At 41.3% G+C, this 15554-nt stretch carries 12 protein-coding genes; 3 read left to right on the top strand and 9 right to left on the bottom strand.

Going from position 1 to position 15554, the window contains the following annotated elements:
- Window positions 1–396 precede the first annotated feature (396 nt).
- Window positions 397–1254 (bottom strand): tetratricopeptide repeat protein, encoded by an 858-nt coding sequence (locus C2M30_RS02900; RefSeq protein WP_105170601.1) that lies wholly within the window; start codon window positions 1252–1254, stop codon window positions 397–399.
- An 81-nt stretch (window positions 1255–1335) separates the two neighbouring features.
- Between C2M30_RS02900 and C2M30_RS02895 the strand changes: the two genes are divergently transcribed.
- Together C2M30_RS02895 and C2M30_RS02890 are read left to right on the top strand one after the other, a co-directional pair.
- Complete coding sequence (locus tag C2M30_RS02895) at window positions 1336–2643, top strand: amidohydrolase (protein WP_105170600.1); 1308 nt, start codon at window positions 1336–1338, stop codon at window positions 2641–2643.
- A gap of 11 nt (window positions 2644–2654) precedes the next feature.
- Window positions 2655–3029, top strand: coding sequence for a rhodanese-like domain-containing protein (locus C2M30_RS02890; RefSeq protein ID WP_105170599.1), 375 nt, complete (start codon window positions 2655–2657; stop codon window positions 3027–3029).
- 80 nt (window positions 3030–3109) lie between these two features.
- Here the strand turns inward: C2M30_RS02890 and C2M30_RS02885 are convergent, their stop codons facing one another.
- From C2M30_RS02885 to C2M30_RS02875, 3 genes are all read right to left on the bottom strand, one after another.
- The gene (locus C2M30_RS02885; protein ID WP_040642007.1) at window positions 3110–3763 is read right to left on the bottom strand and encodes a GntR family transcriptional regulator; all 654 of its coding nucleotides are present in this window, start codon (window positions 3761–3763) and stop codon (window positions 3110–3112) included.
- Between the two features lie 427 nt (window positions 3764–4190).
- Entirely contained in the window at window positions 4191–5669 is a 1479-nt protein-coding gene (locus C2M30_RS02880) for an aldehyde dehydrogenase (NADP(+)) (protein WP_105170598.1), read from the bottom strand.
- A 12-nt stretch (window positions 5670–5681) separates the two neighbouring features.
- Window positions 5682–6683, bottom strand: a complete 1002-nt coding sequence (locus tag C2M30_RS02875) for a 4-hydroxyproline epimerase (protein WP_105170597.1) — start codon at window positions 6681–6683, stop codon at window positions 5682–5684.
- A gap of 274 nt (window positions 6684–6957) precedes the next feature.
- Between C2M30_RS02875 and C2M30_RS02870 the strand changes: the two genes are divergently transcribed.
- Window positions 6958–8220: an NAD(P)/FAD-dependent oxidoreductase gene (locus C2M30_RS02870; protein ID WP_105170596.1), complete on the top strand. Its 1263-nt coding sequence runs from the start codon at window positions 6958–6960 to the stop codon at window positions 8218–8220.
- Here the strand turns inward: C2M30_RS02870 and C2M30_RS02865 are convergent.
- The 5 genes from C2M30_RS02865 to C2M30_RS02845 form a co-directional block, all read right to left on the bottom strand.
- On the bottom strand, window positions 8213–9511 hold the full coding sequence (locus tag C2M30_RS02865) for a sensor histidine kinase (RefSeq protein WP_105170595.1): 1299 nt from the start codon (window positions 9509–9511) through the stop codon (window positions 8213–8215). The genes C2M30_RS02870 and C2M30_RS02865 overlap by 8 nt on opposite strands.
- A gap of 2 nt (window positions 9512–9513) precedes the next feature.
- Window positions 9514–10890, bottom strand: coding sequence for a sigma-54-dependent transcriptional regulator (locus C2M30_RS02860; RefSeq protein ID WP_105170594.1), 1377 nt, complete (start codon window positions 10888–10890; stop codon window positions 9514–9516).
- Between the two features lie 173 nt (window positions 10891–11063).
- On the bottom strand, window positions 11064–13487 hold the full coding sequence (locus C2M30_RS02855) for an ABC transporter permease (protein ID WP_105170593.1): 2424 nt from the start codon (window positions 13485–13487) through the stop codon (window positions 11064–11066).
- An 11-nt stretch (window positions 13488–13498) separates the two neighbouring features.
- A complete protein-coding gene (locus C2M30_RS02850) occupies window positions 13499–14200 on the bottom strand; it encodes an ABC transporter ATP-binding protein (protein WP_010561670.1) in 702 nt (233 codons plus the stop codon).
- A 41-nt stretch (window positions 14201–14241) separates the two neighbouring features.
- A complete protein-coding gene (locus C2M30_RS02845) occupies window positions 14242–15498 on the bottom strand; it encodes an efflux RND transporter periplasmic adaptor subunit (RefSeq protein WP_105170592.1) in 1257 nt (418 codons plus the stop codon).
- Window positions 15499–15554 lie beyond the last annotated feature (56 nt).

Here is a 15554-nt window from a genome sequence, read left to right as displayed (position 1 = left end):
GTTACGCTTTCCTATTTTTTTGTCAACACTTAATTTTGATTATTTTCTTTTTATTTTGAAAACGTTCAAAACTCAGTTTTACTTGACTCATCCAACTCGTGATTCGCTGCTATGCTGCGTCGTTCCCCGTGTTGGTGGAGGCGCATTATAGAGAGATTTGATTTGAGCGCAACCCCTTTTTTGAGATTTTTGTAAAAAATAGCGATTTAATTCTAAATTTAACATTAAGGCTACAAAACCGAACGTTAAACGTACGATTTTGAGCATTTGAACTCAAAAAGAGGAATTTAAGTATCGATCAATCTTTCAGGATTGCAAATTTATATGTCAGATTTTTTAAAACAATATGAAATAAAAAAGGAGCCTTTTGGCTCCTTCTCCTTTATATGGTGTGTATTAGTATAGAATACTGTATAGCTTGCGACGATATTTCGCTGCTAACTCATCACCATCTGGCAATGTCGCAATCACATCTAAAAACATCTTACGTGCATCACCAAATGCTAAATCCTTTTGCAGTACACTAAACAAGGTTTCTAGCGCTTCTTCTTTGCGACCAACCTGATCGTATTGCACTGCTAGTTTTACTTTTGCGTCAAAGTTAGTTTCGTCTTTTTCAATTTCAGCTTCTAACTGTTTTATCTCTGGCGAATCCTTAGCTTCTTGCGCTAACTCAACTTTAGCCTTTAAGTTATTAAAGTAGGCATCTTGATCAACCATTGGAATAGTCGACAACAACGCCTCAGCATCATCTACTTTTTGTATGTTTAAGCAGATATCTGCAAGAATAAGCTTAACCTTACTGTTTTGCGCATTTATGTCATAAGCTTGTTTTGCTTTTGTATAGGCGTCAGAGTAATTACCTTGGCTCAGTAATTGTTGTGCTTGAGTAACAAGTAAATCTTCAGCATTAGGTAAATGCTTTTCAAATGCAGCATCTAACATCTCTTGCGTTTGCGGACCTGGCAACATGTCTACAGGTGCGCCGCCTTTTAAAAGTAAAATGGCTGGGATGCCCTGAAGACCAATTTGTTGTGCAAGTTGAGATGCCAACGCTTGTTCAACATCGCAATTTAACTTGGCTAACAGTAAGTGCTCAGCGTATTGCGCTGCTTTTGCTTCAAGCAATGGCGTCATAGTAGCGCATTCAGGCGCTTGCTGAGTATGAAAATAAAGAGCAATAAGTGTTTCAGGTGCTGTTTCTGAGATAACTTGCTGAAAGCTTTCAGCTGTTAATTCAATAATATTCGACATATAAAATTAATTATTAACTTCAATTAGTTTCAATATGGAGGCAATATAACTAAAAAACAATGCTTAGAAAGAGAATAACAAATGAAATATGCATTCCTATCAGCACTGCTTATAAGTAATAGCGCATTTGCTGCCAGTCAATTTACCCCAAACACAAACCAGCAAAACGCTCTAAACGAATTGTATAAACACCTCCATCAAAACCCTGAACTGTCATACCAAGAAAAAGCGACGTCTCAGCGACTTGCCAAAGAGTTAACGCAATTGGGCTTTAGTGTTACTGAAAATGTTGGTGGCTTTGGCGTCGTTGGTATTTATAAAAATGGTAACGGACCAACTGTTATGCTGCGAGCAGATACTGATGGCTTACCTATTATTGAAGAAACTAATAAAGATTACGCTTCAAAAGTAACCGTGATAGATAAAAGCGGTAATAAAGTAGGTGTGATGCATGGTTGTGGTCATGATATTCATATGACCAGTTTTATTGGTACAGCTCAACAGCTAATTGAACACAAAAGTGATTGGCAAGGCACCTTGATGATGGTTGCGCAACCAGCTGAAGAAGTTGGTGGCGGCGCAAAGGCTATGTTAAAAGAAGGCCTTTATTCTAAATTTGCCAAACCTGACTATGTTGTTGGCCTACACGTAAGTGCATCAGCACCTGCAGGTAAAATCGCAATTGCTCCAGGGTATGCATTGGCAAATGTGGATTCGGTTGATGTGATTATAAAAGGTCGCGGTGGTCATGGCGCATACCCACACACGACTATCGACCCCGTGGTACTTGCCTCACGAACTGTACTGGCATTGCAAACCATCGCAAGTCGCGAAGTATCGCCACTCGAGCCAAACGTGATAACAGTCGGTTCTATTCATGGTGGTTCAAAACACAATATTATTTCGAACCAAGTGAAACTACAGCTTACTTTACGTTCGTATAACCCCGACGTGCGCAATCAACAAATTGCGGCGATTAAACGTATTACTAAAGGGATTGCACTAAGCGCTGGTCTTTCAGAAAACGAACACCCTGAAGTAATAGTACACGAGTCGGAAAGTATTCCTTCCACTTATAATAACCCAGAGCTTGCGACACGTGTTACCGCCAGTATTAAAAAAGCAATTGGTGAAGACAATACATTAAAAGCGAAACCAGTAATGGCCGGTGAAGATTTTGGCCTGTTTGGTCGCACCGATGAAAATGTACCTATTACCATTTTTTGGCTTGGTGGTGTAAACCCAACAGAATATGAAAGCGCAATTAAAAATGGCACTAAGCTACCCTCGCTTCATTCAAGTAAATTTGCGCCAGATTACCCACTAACAATCAAAACAGGCGTAACGGCTATGAGCCAAGCCGCTGTTGATCTATTTAATAAAAACTAAAGGAACCTACTATGAAATACATCGCATTTGTTGCATCACTACTATTTAGTGTTACTTGTTTTGCTAATACGCCAGTTATTACGCAGCAGCAACTTCTTGAAAACCAAATGTCGGCTAATACTTACACCATAATAGATGTGCGCTCAAAAGAAGAATTTAACGATGGCCATGTAAAAGGCGCACTTAATATTCCGCATAATCAAATTGAAGAAAACATGTCAGTATTAGAAGAGCTAAAAGATCAGACGCTCGTTGTGTATTGTCGCTCAGGTCGTCGCGCGGGCATATTTGAAGAAGCGTTATCAAAGAAAGGCTTTAAATTAAAGCATTTAGAAGGTGACTACCTCGCTTGGAGTGAAAAACAATTACCGTTAATTAAAAAGTAATTTCTCTGGGCTTTTTTAGCTAAGCAATTAAAACAAAAAAACCAGCCACATCAGGCTGGTTTTTTATATTCATTTAGCACTTACTCTTCAATTAACAGTGCTTTAATTTCTTCTTTTGCACCAAGAATGTGCTGCTTAAGTAGCTGACAGGCATTGCTCGTGTCACCGGCACGGCAATAATCGATTAACTGCTTATGCTCACCACCTGCTTTTTTGATACCACCAGCAAGTAATAAGTGCATACGAATATAGCGGTCAGAGTTTTTATTTAAAATATTTACTACCTCTAGCGTCTGTGGGCGCTCAGCTGCTTGATACAAATAGGTATGAAAACTGGTATTCAAATCTGCCCATAAGTTAGCACTGTCTTCATGGGTAAGCGCTTCATCTAACTTAGATAATAATTCTTCAGCATGATCAAAGTCAGTTGCATTCATATTTGGAATAGAGCGAGCAAGGAGATCAGCTTCTAACATTGCTCTTAATTCAAAAAGCTCATCAACATGTGCGGCATCAAGTTCAGTTACTACCGCGCCTTTGTGCGCTTGGAACTTTACTAAGCCTTCTGCTTCAAGTTGTAATAGGGCTTCACGTACAGGAATACGGCTTACATCCAACTCTTCCGCAAGCGCTGCTTGGCGTAACGGTTGACCGGATTTTACTTCGCCTTTTAAGATTTTTTCACGAATTGCATCCACTACAAATTCAGTACGTGTTTTATATGCTAGCCCCATTTTATCTCTTTGTATTTTGTATAAACTTGGCAATAGTTTATACAAATTATAAAAAAAGGCCAGCAAAGCTGGCCTTTTACCTTAGAACGGGAACACACAATTATTTCATGCGAACTCTAGGGTCCTTTAATCTTTGCTGTTCTATTTTTGTTTTTCTGAGCGTGTTTTTATCGCGGCGCTCGATGTGTAGCCTAGTCGCCTAAGCAAATATCGGGCAAAGCTTCCGCGTCCTGCTCTCGCCCCTTACCTACATCCATGTAGGCAACAATGATAAAAGCGCGCTCAAAAAAACCTTCCGGCAGTGCTTGATTGGCTTTTCTGCTTTGTTATCGGCTGACTCGCATAGAATAACTATGCCACGCAGCCTCTTCCTTGCATAAAACCCAATCAAGCTACTGCAAAAACGAACTTGAAAGATCAACAGACCCTAAAATGCATTTTGTATACATAGAGGACGCAAGAATCGTTCTATTGCTTGGCTGCCGACAGATGTACTTCTCACATCGGTTGAACTTGGGAATGGACCGCCGTGCATCATCGCATCACACACTTCCACTCCCGTTGGCATTTGGTTGTATATTAAACGGCCAACAACATAACTTAGCGACTCGGTAATATCAGCATGTTGCTGTACTAATGCTTCGCTACCATGAATTGTTGCTGTTAATTGACCTTCAAGTTCTTCAATCAATGCTACTAATTCATCATTCGATGAATACGTTACCATTAACGCTGCTGGGCCAAATACTTCTTCATGCAAGGCTTTGTTGTTTCTGAACTCAGTTGCTGTAGTGGCAAATACTTGCGTGCTACAACGAAGCTCTTCAGATTGACCACTTGCTACAAGCGTTGCATTGCTTGCGAAGTTTTCACATCCTGATTGATACGCTTTTAAAATAGCAGGCGTTAACATGGCTTGCGGTGCAGACACTTCCACTTCTTTTGCTACAGCTTGCTTAAAGCTTTCAGCTTCTTCTTCAGCAATTAACCACAAACCAGGGTTAGTACAGAATTGACCTGCGCCCATATTTAGCGACGCGATAAATGTTGCTGCTAGTTTATCTTCTTGACCTTTAACAAAACCTGGAAGCAATACTTGCGGATTTGTTGAGCCAAGCTCACCATAAAATGGAATTTGCTGCTTGCGTTGTTTAATGCTGCCTTGCAGTGCCATACCTACACCAAACGAGCCAGTAAAACCAACCGCTTGGATTTTTGGATTTTTAACCAGTTCGTGGCTTACATCATAACTTTTTGAGTGTAATAACTGATAAACACCTTTTGGCATATCGCATTTAGTAATTGCCGCTTCAATCGCGCTAACCACAATTTCGCTGGTACCCGGGTGTGCTGAGTGAGATTTATAAACGACAGGACACCCTGCCGCTAATGCCGAGGCTGTATCACCACCTGCCGCGCTGAACGCAAGTGGAAAGTTACTTGCACCAAATACCGCTACCGGACCAATCGCAATTTTTGCCATTTTTAATGTTGGACGCGGCAGAGGCTGACGCTCAGGTAGTGCTGCATCTTCAGCGATAAACTCAACGTCTTTTTCTAAATTTGCTGCAAACAAACGTAACTGACCAACAGTACGACCTAGCTCACCTTTAATACGCATTTCAGGTAAACCGGTTTCAAGAGGAGTACGTGCAACAAGTTCATCTTCTTTGCTTGCTAGTTCATCTGCAATCGCATTTAAAAACGCAGCGCGCTGGGCTTTAGTGGTTTTACGATAAACCTTAAATGCAGCGTCTGCCACATCACATGCTTGTGCTAGCTGATCAAGGCTACAGTTTTTAAATGCAGGCTCAAGCGGTGTATGGTCAAATGCGTTAATTGCGTTAAATGAACCTTCACCTTGTGAAGTCCATTCGTTATTAATAAAACTTAATCCTGTAAACATTTACTTTCCCCTTTATACAAGTTGAAAACCATTAACATAGGGATCATCATCATCCACTAGTATTTGATTGTATCCGGTAATTTTTGCCCATCCTTGAATCGATGGTTTTATGGCAGTAATACCGCCAACTTCGGTTACTGACTCAATAGTGCCAACAAACTGACTGCCAATAATGCTTTCATGTACGAACTTTTCGCCTGGCTTTAATAAGCCTTTCGCATGCAGTTGCGCCATACGTGCCGATGTACCTGTACCACACGGGCTGCGATCAATCGCCTTATCACCATAAAACACCGCGTTGGCGACGGTAGACCCTTCAGTTTTTGGTGCGCCGGTCCATAACACATGCGATAGCCCTGTTACTTTACTATCTTCTGGGTGAATACATTCCACTGCACGACCCGCAATTTCACGTACCAATGGACTGAATTTTAAAATATCCCCAGGTGACCATTTATCAATACCAGGGAAATTTTCTTGCGGCTCAACAATGGCATAAAAGTTACCGCCATAAGCGATATCGAGTTTGATTTTGCCAAGCTCTGGCACGTCAATTTCAATATCACGATGTGCTAAATAAGCCGCAACATTATAAATTTTGACCCAATCAACTTTGTTGTTAGTCATCTGATATTCAACATTGATCTGCCCTGCAGGCACATCAATAATTAATTTACCCTGCTCTTTGGGTTGAATAAGACCCGCTTCTAAGCCCGCTGTAATGGTACCGATAGTGCCATGTCCGCACATAGGTAAGCAGCCAGAAGTTTCAATAAACAAAATGGACGCATCGGCATTATCTGAACATGGGGGATATAAAAACGCGCCCGACATCATGTCGTGACCACGAGGCTCAAACATCAAAGACTGGCGGATCCAGTCAAATTCGCGCATAAAGTGCATACGTTTTTCACCCATGGTATTGCCATCAAGCACAGGGTGTCCCGAGGTTACCAGTCGCACTGGATTGCCACAGGTATGGGCATCAATACAAAAATAGGTCCCTTTCTTCACTTGCTGCTCTCCTATCTATTGTTACTTCTTATAATGCGAAATAGGCGTGCACCTTGATGCACACCTTGGCTAAGGGGAAAGCCTAATTGTTATACGTCGTACGCTAAAACCATATCTGGGTGTGTCGTTGCGTTTTTGCATTGTGTTGTGAAAAACGGCTGCACATATTGCCAATTTAGTTTCATTTGTTTTTACTTCGAAAAGTGATACTGTACATTGTATACCGATTAAGTTAATGTATATTGTATACAATGTAAAGCAATATTTTAATCTAATGGAAAACACCTCTCGATCGGTTAATCAAAATGTCGCTGTAATTGGCGCAGGCGTAATTGGAATTGCAACTGCAATTCAGCTGCAACAATGTGGTTACCAAGTCACATTACTCGATAAACAAGGTATTAGCGAAGGCTGTTCAAAAGGTAATGCGGGGCACTTTGCGACAGAGCAAGTATTCCCATTGGCACAAGCCTCTTTATTGCCGCAACTGCCAAAAATGCTGCTCGATCCAAAAGGCGCGCTGCGTATTAGCCCGAGTTATTTATTTAAGGCATTACCGTGGTTTATACGGTTTTTAGCAAATATGCGTCCGCGCACTTTCAAGCAAAACAAAGAAGCGTTAAAAAAACTAAACTGCGCAGCAATAAACGCATGGCAGCGGCTTACCCAAGCAAGTAATAGCGAGGGGTTATTCCATTTAAATGGCAGCTTACTCACCTTTGAGTCAGACTCGCGAAAAAATGCACTAGCAACTCTAGAGCACTATAAAAATGAAGGTGTTAATGTCACGCTACTTGAACGCAATGAGCTTGATGAATTACAACCGGGCTTACATCAAAATATAACGCATGCTTTATATTTTACTGATGTAGGGCACACCTGTAGCCCATATCAATTAAACCTCGCGCTATTTGAGCATGCAAAATCGTTAGGCGTTAGCTTTAAACAAGTTGAAGTCACATCGCTATTTACTACCGATTCAGCTGTAACAATAAATACCAACCACGATGACCTCGTGTTTGATGCACTCGTAATGTGTACCGGTGCTCACAGCAAAACGCTGTGTAAACAACTTGGTTATAAAGTGCCACTTGATACAGAGCGCGGTTATCATTACATGGTAAGTAGTGAGAACATGCCAACTATGCCGGTTGTTTCATTTGAGAAAAAGTTTATTTTAACCCCAATGCAAGAAGGGCTTCGCCTGGCAGGTACAGTGGAATTTGCAGGCCTTTCAAAAGCACCAACTTATCGCCGTGCGGATATGTTAAAGCAGCTTGGCGAATCTATTTGGCCAAATATAGTGGATGACTACCCTGAGCAAGATAAAAAGTGGATGGGCTTTCGCCCTACGCTACCCGACTCACTGCCTGTGATCGGACGCGCACCTAAACACAACAATGTATTTTTTAACTTTGGCCACCAGCACCTCGGTCTAACCCTGGCGGCAATTTGTGCCGAGCTTATCGCTTGTGATGTGCAAGGAGTTAAACCCTTAATTGACTTAACCCCGTATTCAATCGCTCGCTTTAATTAACAGGCAACACCACTTTTGCAACGCAACCACGTTCAGGGTGGTTGCTAAGTGAAATCACTCCGTTATGCGCTGATACAATTTGGCGACACAGCGCAAGGCCAGTACCTGTGCCTTGCTTTTTGGTGGTGTACAAAGGTACAAAAAGGTTATCAGGGTTACTAATGCCTGCGCCTAAATCTCTGATTTCAATCACTACTTGTTGCTTATCTTGCTTAAGTGAAACATCTATTGTTTGCTGTGGCGCCGCTTCATGGGCATTTTTTAATAAATTAATTAAACACTGTTCTAATTGAGCGGCATCCACTTCAACAATACAGTTGTCAGCTAAATGTAAAGTACAAGGGTAACCAAGTAACTCTGTACTACTTGAGATTATTTTCACTAAATCATGCTGTTTTTTCTGAGGCTCAGGCAAAGTAGCCAGTTGACGATAACCTTGAATAAACGATTTTAAGCGTGTTGCACGTTCGCCAATAATGGTTAAACCACCTTGAATATCTTCTTTGTCTTCGCCGTCAATCGGCAAGCTCGATGATATTTTGTTTATCGTGTCGGTTAAGCTAATAATGGGCGACAGCGAATTATTAATTTCATGACTCAACACACGCACTAAATCTTTCCATGCTTTTTGCTCTTGATGGCTCAGTACTGTTTCTAAATCCGATAAAATAAATAAGTTATGCTGCTTACCGGCTTCTCTAAAATTATCACGATATAAATGCAAGCGAGATGATGCTTGTTTATTCGCAACCATCACTAATTGATTATTTGGCGCATCAATAAGGTCAACCAAGTTTAAATCCGCAAGTGTATGGTTAATCAACTTAGATTCAGATTTTTCAAAAAAGCGCTCTGCCGCAGGGTTTGCCAAGGTAATTTTTTGATTTTCATCACAGGCAAAAATAATCACGCCAATTTGTTTAATTAGTTTCGCTAATAACAACTGGCTTTCTTTGTATTCAAAGCGAGTGGTAGATAAGTTATCCGCAAGTCGGTTAATCTGCTGAACTAAATCGCCGAGCGCCGATGACTCAGCAGCGCCCTTAGCACGCAAGGTGTAATCCCCCACATTTAATGCTTCAACTAAATTTGCTAACGACAAGAACTGTTCGTTTAATTTATCAAACAAGTAATAAAGATTTACCAACACCACTAAAATCAGTAACACACTTACCAGCGCTTGCAAATAGATGCTGAGGTCTGCCTGCCATATCATCACCAGTGCAATAAAATTGCCCGGAAGCGCTGCCCACAACACCGAACGTTGTAACTGATTGAAAAAGTTTTTCACGATTAAATACCAAATTTATCGAGTCGACGATAAAACGCACTGCGACTTAAGCCAAGTGATTTTGCCGTATCCAATGCATTACCTTGGTATTCCATTAAACGCTGTTCAATCACCGCTTTTTCAATTTCATCCATGGTACCTTGGTACTTAGTGGTTGTTTGCTCAAGAATCTCTGGGGTTTGAGCTGCACTTGGTGTTAGCATTAGATGCTCAGGACTGATTTCGCTTACTGCAAGTAAAGTCGCGCGTTCTAAGGTGTGAGATAGCTCCCTTACATTGCCCGGCCAATCGTATGCCATTAGTGCATCACACGCCGCAGGCGATAAACTTGGCGCTGGTTTATTAAAACGTTTGGCCGCTTTAGCAATAAAATTATTTGCCATTGGCAAGATGTCGTCTTTGCGCTCAGCTAAACTTGGTAAACGCACCACAAAGGTGTTTAACCGATAAAGTAAATCTTGGCGAAACGTTGCATCTTCTACCATTGCATCTAAATTGGCATTGGTTGCCGAAATTAAGCGAATATTAGCAGTTTGAGTTTTACTTGAACCAACTTTTTCAAATTGGTGTTCTTCTAATAAGCGCAGTAACTTTGCTTGCTGTGGCAGTGGAATATTACCAATTTCGTCCATAAACAAGGTGCCCTTTTCGGCAAGTTCAACGCGGCCAATACGATTCTCCTTGGCATCGGTAAAAGCGCCTTTTACATGGCCAAATAGTTCAGACTCAAATAAGCTTTCGCTGATTGCGCCCATATTTACCGAAACAAAGCGTTCGTTATTACGGCTGCTCAACGTATGAATATGCTGCGCAAGTAAACTTTTACCGGTGCCATTTGGTCCGGTGATCAGCACATTGATATCAGCTTTGGCAATTTGCGCTAGTTGTGCAAGCAGGGCTTTCATCGGTGCAGATTCAACAATCAACTCACCTTCACTTTGTGCTAGTTCGTTTTTTAAGTTTTGGTTTTCTTGGTTAAGCACTTGGTTTTGAAGTTTTTGCTCGCGCAATTTAAGCTGATTGGTGATGACTGTTAATAAGCGTTCGTTTTCCCACGGCTTTTCGACAAAATCACCCGCTCCGGCTTTCATTACCTCAACGGCAATTTCAACACTTGCCCATCCAGTCATACAAACAATTGCCAAGCTTTCATCAAGAGCTGCGAGCTGTTCGGTAAGATTAATGCCTTCCTGACCAGAGGTAGTATCAGCGTGATAATTTAAATCGATTAAAGCGAGATCAATGTCGTTTTGTTTTACAAAAAAAACAGCTTCTGCTGGTGAACTTGCTGTAGTGACTTTAAACCCTTCGCTTTTTAAAAATAAGCGAAGTGCGGCAACAATACTGGGATCGTCATCAGCAATTAAAATATGAGACAAAATTTATCCTTTACTGCGTTAATTCTTATTTACTTATAAGAGTACTAGACACAATGCCCGATAGTGGTTTTAGGGTAAAAGTTAACTTTCGTTAAATCAATAAATAATACCAATCCTTATAAATAATTAGGATTGAAAAAAGCCAGTGCAAGCACTGGCTTTTTAAGTTTTATCTATTCGTGCCTAAGTGCACTTGATGGTTCCATATTAAGTGCGTTACGAACTGGTAGCACAACCGCAAGGATAATTACTAAGCTGATTAATACTGGTACACCAATATAAACAAGCAGTGAGCCCTCGGCCATACTGCCTTGCTCTAGCATTTTTACTAACAGCACACCCGCAGGAATACCTAAAATTAACCCTGCCACTAGCTGTTTTGTCGCTTGCATTAGGTAATGGTTATACACATTGCTGTTATCTGCGCCAAGCGCTCGGCGAACACCGATTTCTTGTGTTTTTTGCACAATCGAGTTAGCCATAACACCGTAAATACCACTAAATGCAATTACCATTGACGAGATAGCGAATAAGATAAAAATATTTGCAATAAAGTTCATACCCGATAAACGACTGTCGATACCCGCTTGAATGTCAGTGATGCTGTAAGGTGCAACATCGGCATCTAACTCAACCGCAGCTTTAGTTAATAAGCTTACAGGATTATGCATTGCAGTTGCTGTAGGCGCATTTTTAATTACCGCTTTCATATGTAAGCGAGGGAATTGCTCGTAAGCCAAAAACATCGATGCTTTATCACTATTATGATCAAATGGTTGGCCGAATATGACATTGTTAGTAACGCCAACAATAGTCACTACGGCATTATCCATTTCCATTAATTTAATACGCTTGCCAATTGGGTTTTCACCCGCTAACTGTTTTTCAGCAAAGTTTTTAGTAACAACTGCATTTAGACTGGTTCCTGCTGAATCAGTGTTATTGAATAAGCGCCCTTCCAACAATGTCATCTCCATTGCTGAAAAGTAGTTATTCGTAACAATGTTCACATTAGAACCTGGGTAACTTGGGTTTTTGCCGTAATCGACACCCTCAACCGAGATATTTTGGAAAATGCCCCATGTGTGCGGTAACGACTGACTAAACGTAACACTTTCAATTGCTGGGTTTGCAGTTAGCTTTTCTTCAAGTGAACGATAATACTGTTTTGCTCTTTCAATGTTTTCTTTTCCGTAGCGTTCACTTGGCAGTGCAATACGTGCCGCAACGCGGTTATCAATTGCAACACCATAATCAGCATCATTCATCTTGCTTACTAAGTTAAGCATCGCTGCTGAAAGCATAATTAGCGCGCACGATAAAGTTACTTCTAAACCAACAATTACCTTGCTAAGTAGACCTGCCGTTTTGCTTTGCGCGCCACGTGTGCCATCACGCAGCACTGCGTTGATATCGGTTTTAGTTGCGCGCCATGCAGGTAAGCCACCTGTAATTAGTATGGTGCTTAATACCGTTACCACAGTAATAATTAAGCTTGCTTGCGTAAGCCCTGCTTGCCACCAAAACGGAGGCTCAATTGGCAGCGAATTTAAAAAGTAGTCAAACGTTAAATCTAACCCGTAGCCTGCAATTAAAACTGCTAAGCAGCCAGACAGCACACTAATAATTAAGCTCTCACACATTAATTGGCGAATAAGTACCGAACGTGGCGCACCCAACGCTGTACGAATGGCACTTTCTTTATTGCGTTCAATCGCGCGAGATAACAACAAGTTACCTACGTTTACACACGCTAAGATTAAAATAAACAACACCGCTAACGCCATAGCAAGTACCAGCGCATCACCGCCTTTACCAATTTTTTCCAGTTGGAAAGTCCAAACAAAACCAATTTTTGTTGAGTTTAGCTCTGGATACTGGCGTGCAAATTCCGCAAAAATGGTCTCCATTTCGCGATTTGCCTGCTGCTCTGACACACCTTCTTTTAGTACACCGTAAACCGCTACGTAATTAGAATCTTCTCGCGCAATACCTTGGCTTTCAACTTTAAACGGCATATACATTTGTGCAAAATCTGGAAAGCGATAACCAGGCGCTGTAACCCCTACTACTGTATGGTTTTTGCCATCGATACGTATTTTTTGACCGACAATTGTTGGGTCAGACGCAAACATTTCACGCCATACAAAATCACCTAACACTACTACACGCTCATTGCTGGTAGAATCTGCTTTTGTTAATAAACGACCAAGCGCTGGTTTTGCTTCCGACACTTTAAAGAACTCTTCACTGACAAAGTGTGATGAATAGCGAATAGCGCGGTCGCTTGTTGAAACGGTTACTGTGTACGTATCGTAAGCATCTAAAAACTCAAAGCTGGTTTGTTGATTAACAATATCAAGGTACTCTTGGTAACGTACCGACGTACCATCGTACGCTACACCGTTTACTACAGTCGTAACTTTGCGTAAACGCTCGCCATCTTCAAGTGGAATAGTGCCGCTTAGGGTATTGAAAATAAAGCTGAACATATAAATACATAAGCTTAAACCAATGGTCATAACAAAGGTCGTTAACGCTGCAAAACGTGGGTTTTTAAGCATTCCACGCACAGCATATAAAATATCGTCTAACATGGCATTTCTCCTTATGCTACTGCAACTTGCGCTTGCGTATCGCCAACAATACGGCCATCAAATACTTCAACAATGCGCTCAGCACGTTTTGCACCACGGGGGTCGTGAGTAACCATACAAATAGTGGTGCCCTCTGCATGTAACTTGTCCAATAACGCCATCACTAACTCAGCATTTTTAGAATCAAGGTTACCGGTTGGTTCATCCGCTAGAATAATTGAAGGGTTGCCAACAATGGCACGCGCTACAGCAACACGTTGCTGCTGACCACCTGAAAGTTGCGCTGGGTAATGCTTTGCTCTGTGGCTCATATCAACTCTTTCTAGCGCTGCCATTGCCATTTGCTTACGCTCGGCTTTAGTTAAGTCTTTACGGTAAGTCAGTGGCAAAGTAACGTTTTCTTCTACCGTTAAATCACTAATCAGGTTAAACGATTGAAATACAAAACCGATTTCTTTATTACGAATATACGCGCGCTGTTTGTGATCAAGTCCAGCGACCTGATGACCATTTAATTCAAAGCTGCCTCCCGAGCAGGTATCGAGTAAGCCTAAAATAGATAGCAAGGTTGATTTACCACAACCTGAAGGACCTGAAATTGATACGTACTCGCCTTGTTTTATATCTAAATTAATCTCGCTTAGTGCATGAGTTTCAACTTCGTCAGTAGCAAATACTTTTTTAAGGTTTGTTAGTTTAATTAATGTATTCATATGATTATTCCTTCAAAATTCGTTATTAATGTGGCTTTGGATTAGTTAAGCGCAACACGTGCATGACGTGAAAATTCGCTTTGCTCAGAGATGACCACCTGATCACCCACAGCTAATCCAGTTACAATTTCAATTTCAGTACTTGATGCTTTACCGTAGGTCACCGCTACTTTTTCAGCGTAACGGCCGTTTTCAACCAGTTTAAAAGCACTTAGGGTGCGCTCAGCTTGCGAAAATGCTGGGCGACGTACAAATAAGGTGTTACTTTTTTTAGCAACTATGATGTCGCCATCAACAGAAAGATCGGGACGCGCTTCTTGTGGTAATGGTGTTTCAAGCTCAACATCCACTTGTACTGTACCTTCTACAACTGCAGGGTCGATGCGTTTCACTGTGCCCATAATGGTGTTAAAGCGGGTATCAATGGCTACACTTTGGCCAAGCGCGATATCGGACGCTTTAAGCTCTGGGATTTTTAATTCAGCAATTAAATCATCTTGCTTAGCAAATTTTGCAACATTACTACCAAGTGATACTCGCTGACCTAATTCAAGCGGCATTGCTTGTAAAATACCTGAAACCGGCGCCACTACTTTTAGTGATGCAAGTTGAAATTCGGCACGCTCAATGGTTTTGTTGAGTTTTTCCAAACGCGCTTGCTGCGCGGTAAGGTTTGCTTTTAAGTTTTCGCCAAGTTGCATTTCACGGCGCTTATCAATCGCAAGTGTTTCTTTTAGTTGTGACACAGTCAATTTTGAGCTTTCGTAATCAAGACGAGAAACTGTTGCGTTGCCTTTTTGAATTAACTGCTCTTCTGCTTGCAAACGTATATTGGCTTTATCGTAGGCCATTTTGGTTTGTAGCAAGCTTGCTTGCATATCCAGTAATTTGGTTTGTTGGCTTACTTTTAGTGCAGCTAGCTCAGCTTCAAGCGCTGTGCGTTCCCACTGTAGTTCTTCCACTTTTTGCTTTAGTTCAGGGTTAGCAAGCTCAACAATTAAGTCACCTTGATTAACTGCAGCCCCTGGCTTCATAAGAATTTTTTCGACTTTACCTTCAACATTACTGGCTACCCAGCGCACATCGCGCGGTGCTAATACACCATGGCCCGATACTTTAATTGTAAATTCGCCCGCTTTAACTTCTGCTGTTAGTAAGTTAGAACGCTTAACCGTTGCGCTTGCAAAATCCACTTGCGCAACACCATAGACGGCACCTGCGAAAAGCGCTGCTGCCACAGAAAATACTGCAGCTTTCTTTTTGTAAAACGGTGTTTTTTTAGTTTTGATAATGTCCATTTTAAATGCCTAATCATGTTTGCATTGGTAATAGACTTATATCAAAGAGCGTGCCA

The organism is Pseudoalteromonas sp. T1lg24 (genome assembly GCF_002964745.1).
Taxonomy (GTDB): domain Bacteria; phylum Pseudomonadota; class Gammaproteobacteria; order Enterobacterales; family Alteromonadaceae; genus Pseudoalteromonas; species Pseudoalteromonas spongiae.
Note: the sequence above shows the minus strand (reverse complement) of the source record. Positions and strands in the feature narration are given on the sequence as shown.

Excerpts from the sequence above, each read along its gene's own strand:
- C2M30_RS02845 (WP_105170592.1), bottom strand. The coding sequence starts at position 15,498 with ATGGACATTATCAAAACTAAAAAAACACCGTTTTACAAAAAGAAAGCT.
- C2M30_RS02890 (WP_105170599.1), top strand. The coding sequence starts at position 2,655 with ATGAAATACATCGCATTTGTTGCATCACTACTATTTAGTGTTACTTGT.
- C2M30_RS02870 (WP_105170596.1), top strand. The coding sequence starts at position 6,958 with ATGGAAAACACCTCTCGATCGGTTAATCAAAATGTCGCTGTAATTGGC.
- C2M30_RS02885 (WP_040642007.1), bottom strand. The coding sequence starts at position 3,763 with ATGGGGCTAGCATATAAAACACGTACTGAATTTGTAGTGGATGCAATT.
- C2M30_RS02850 (WP_010561670.1), bottom strand. The coding sequence starts at position 14,200 with ATGAATACATTAATTAAACTAACAAACCTTAAAAAAGTATTTGCTACT.
- C2M30_RS02895 (WP_105170600.1), top strand. The coding sequence starts at position 1,336 with ATGAAATATGCATTCCTATCAGCACTGCTTATAAGTAATAGCGCATTT.
- C2M30_RS02855 (WP_105170593.1), bottom strand. The coding sequence starts at position 13,487 with ATGTTAGACGATATTTTATATGCTGTGCGTGGAATGCTTAAAAACCCA.
- C2M30_RS02880 (WP_105170598.1), bottom strand. The coding sequence starts at position 5,669 with ATGTTTACAGGATTAAGTTTTATTAATAACGAATGGACTTCACAAGGT.
- C2M30_RS02900 (WP_105170601.1), bottom strand. The coding sequence starts at position 1,254 with ATGTCGAATATTATTGAATTAACAGCTGAAAGCTTTCAGCAAGTTATC.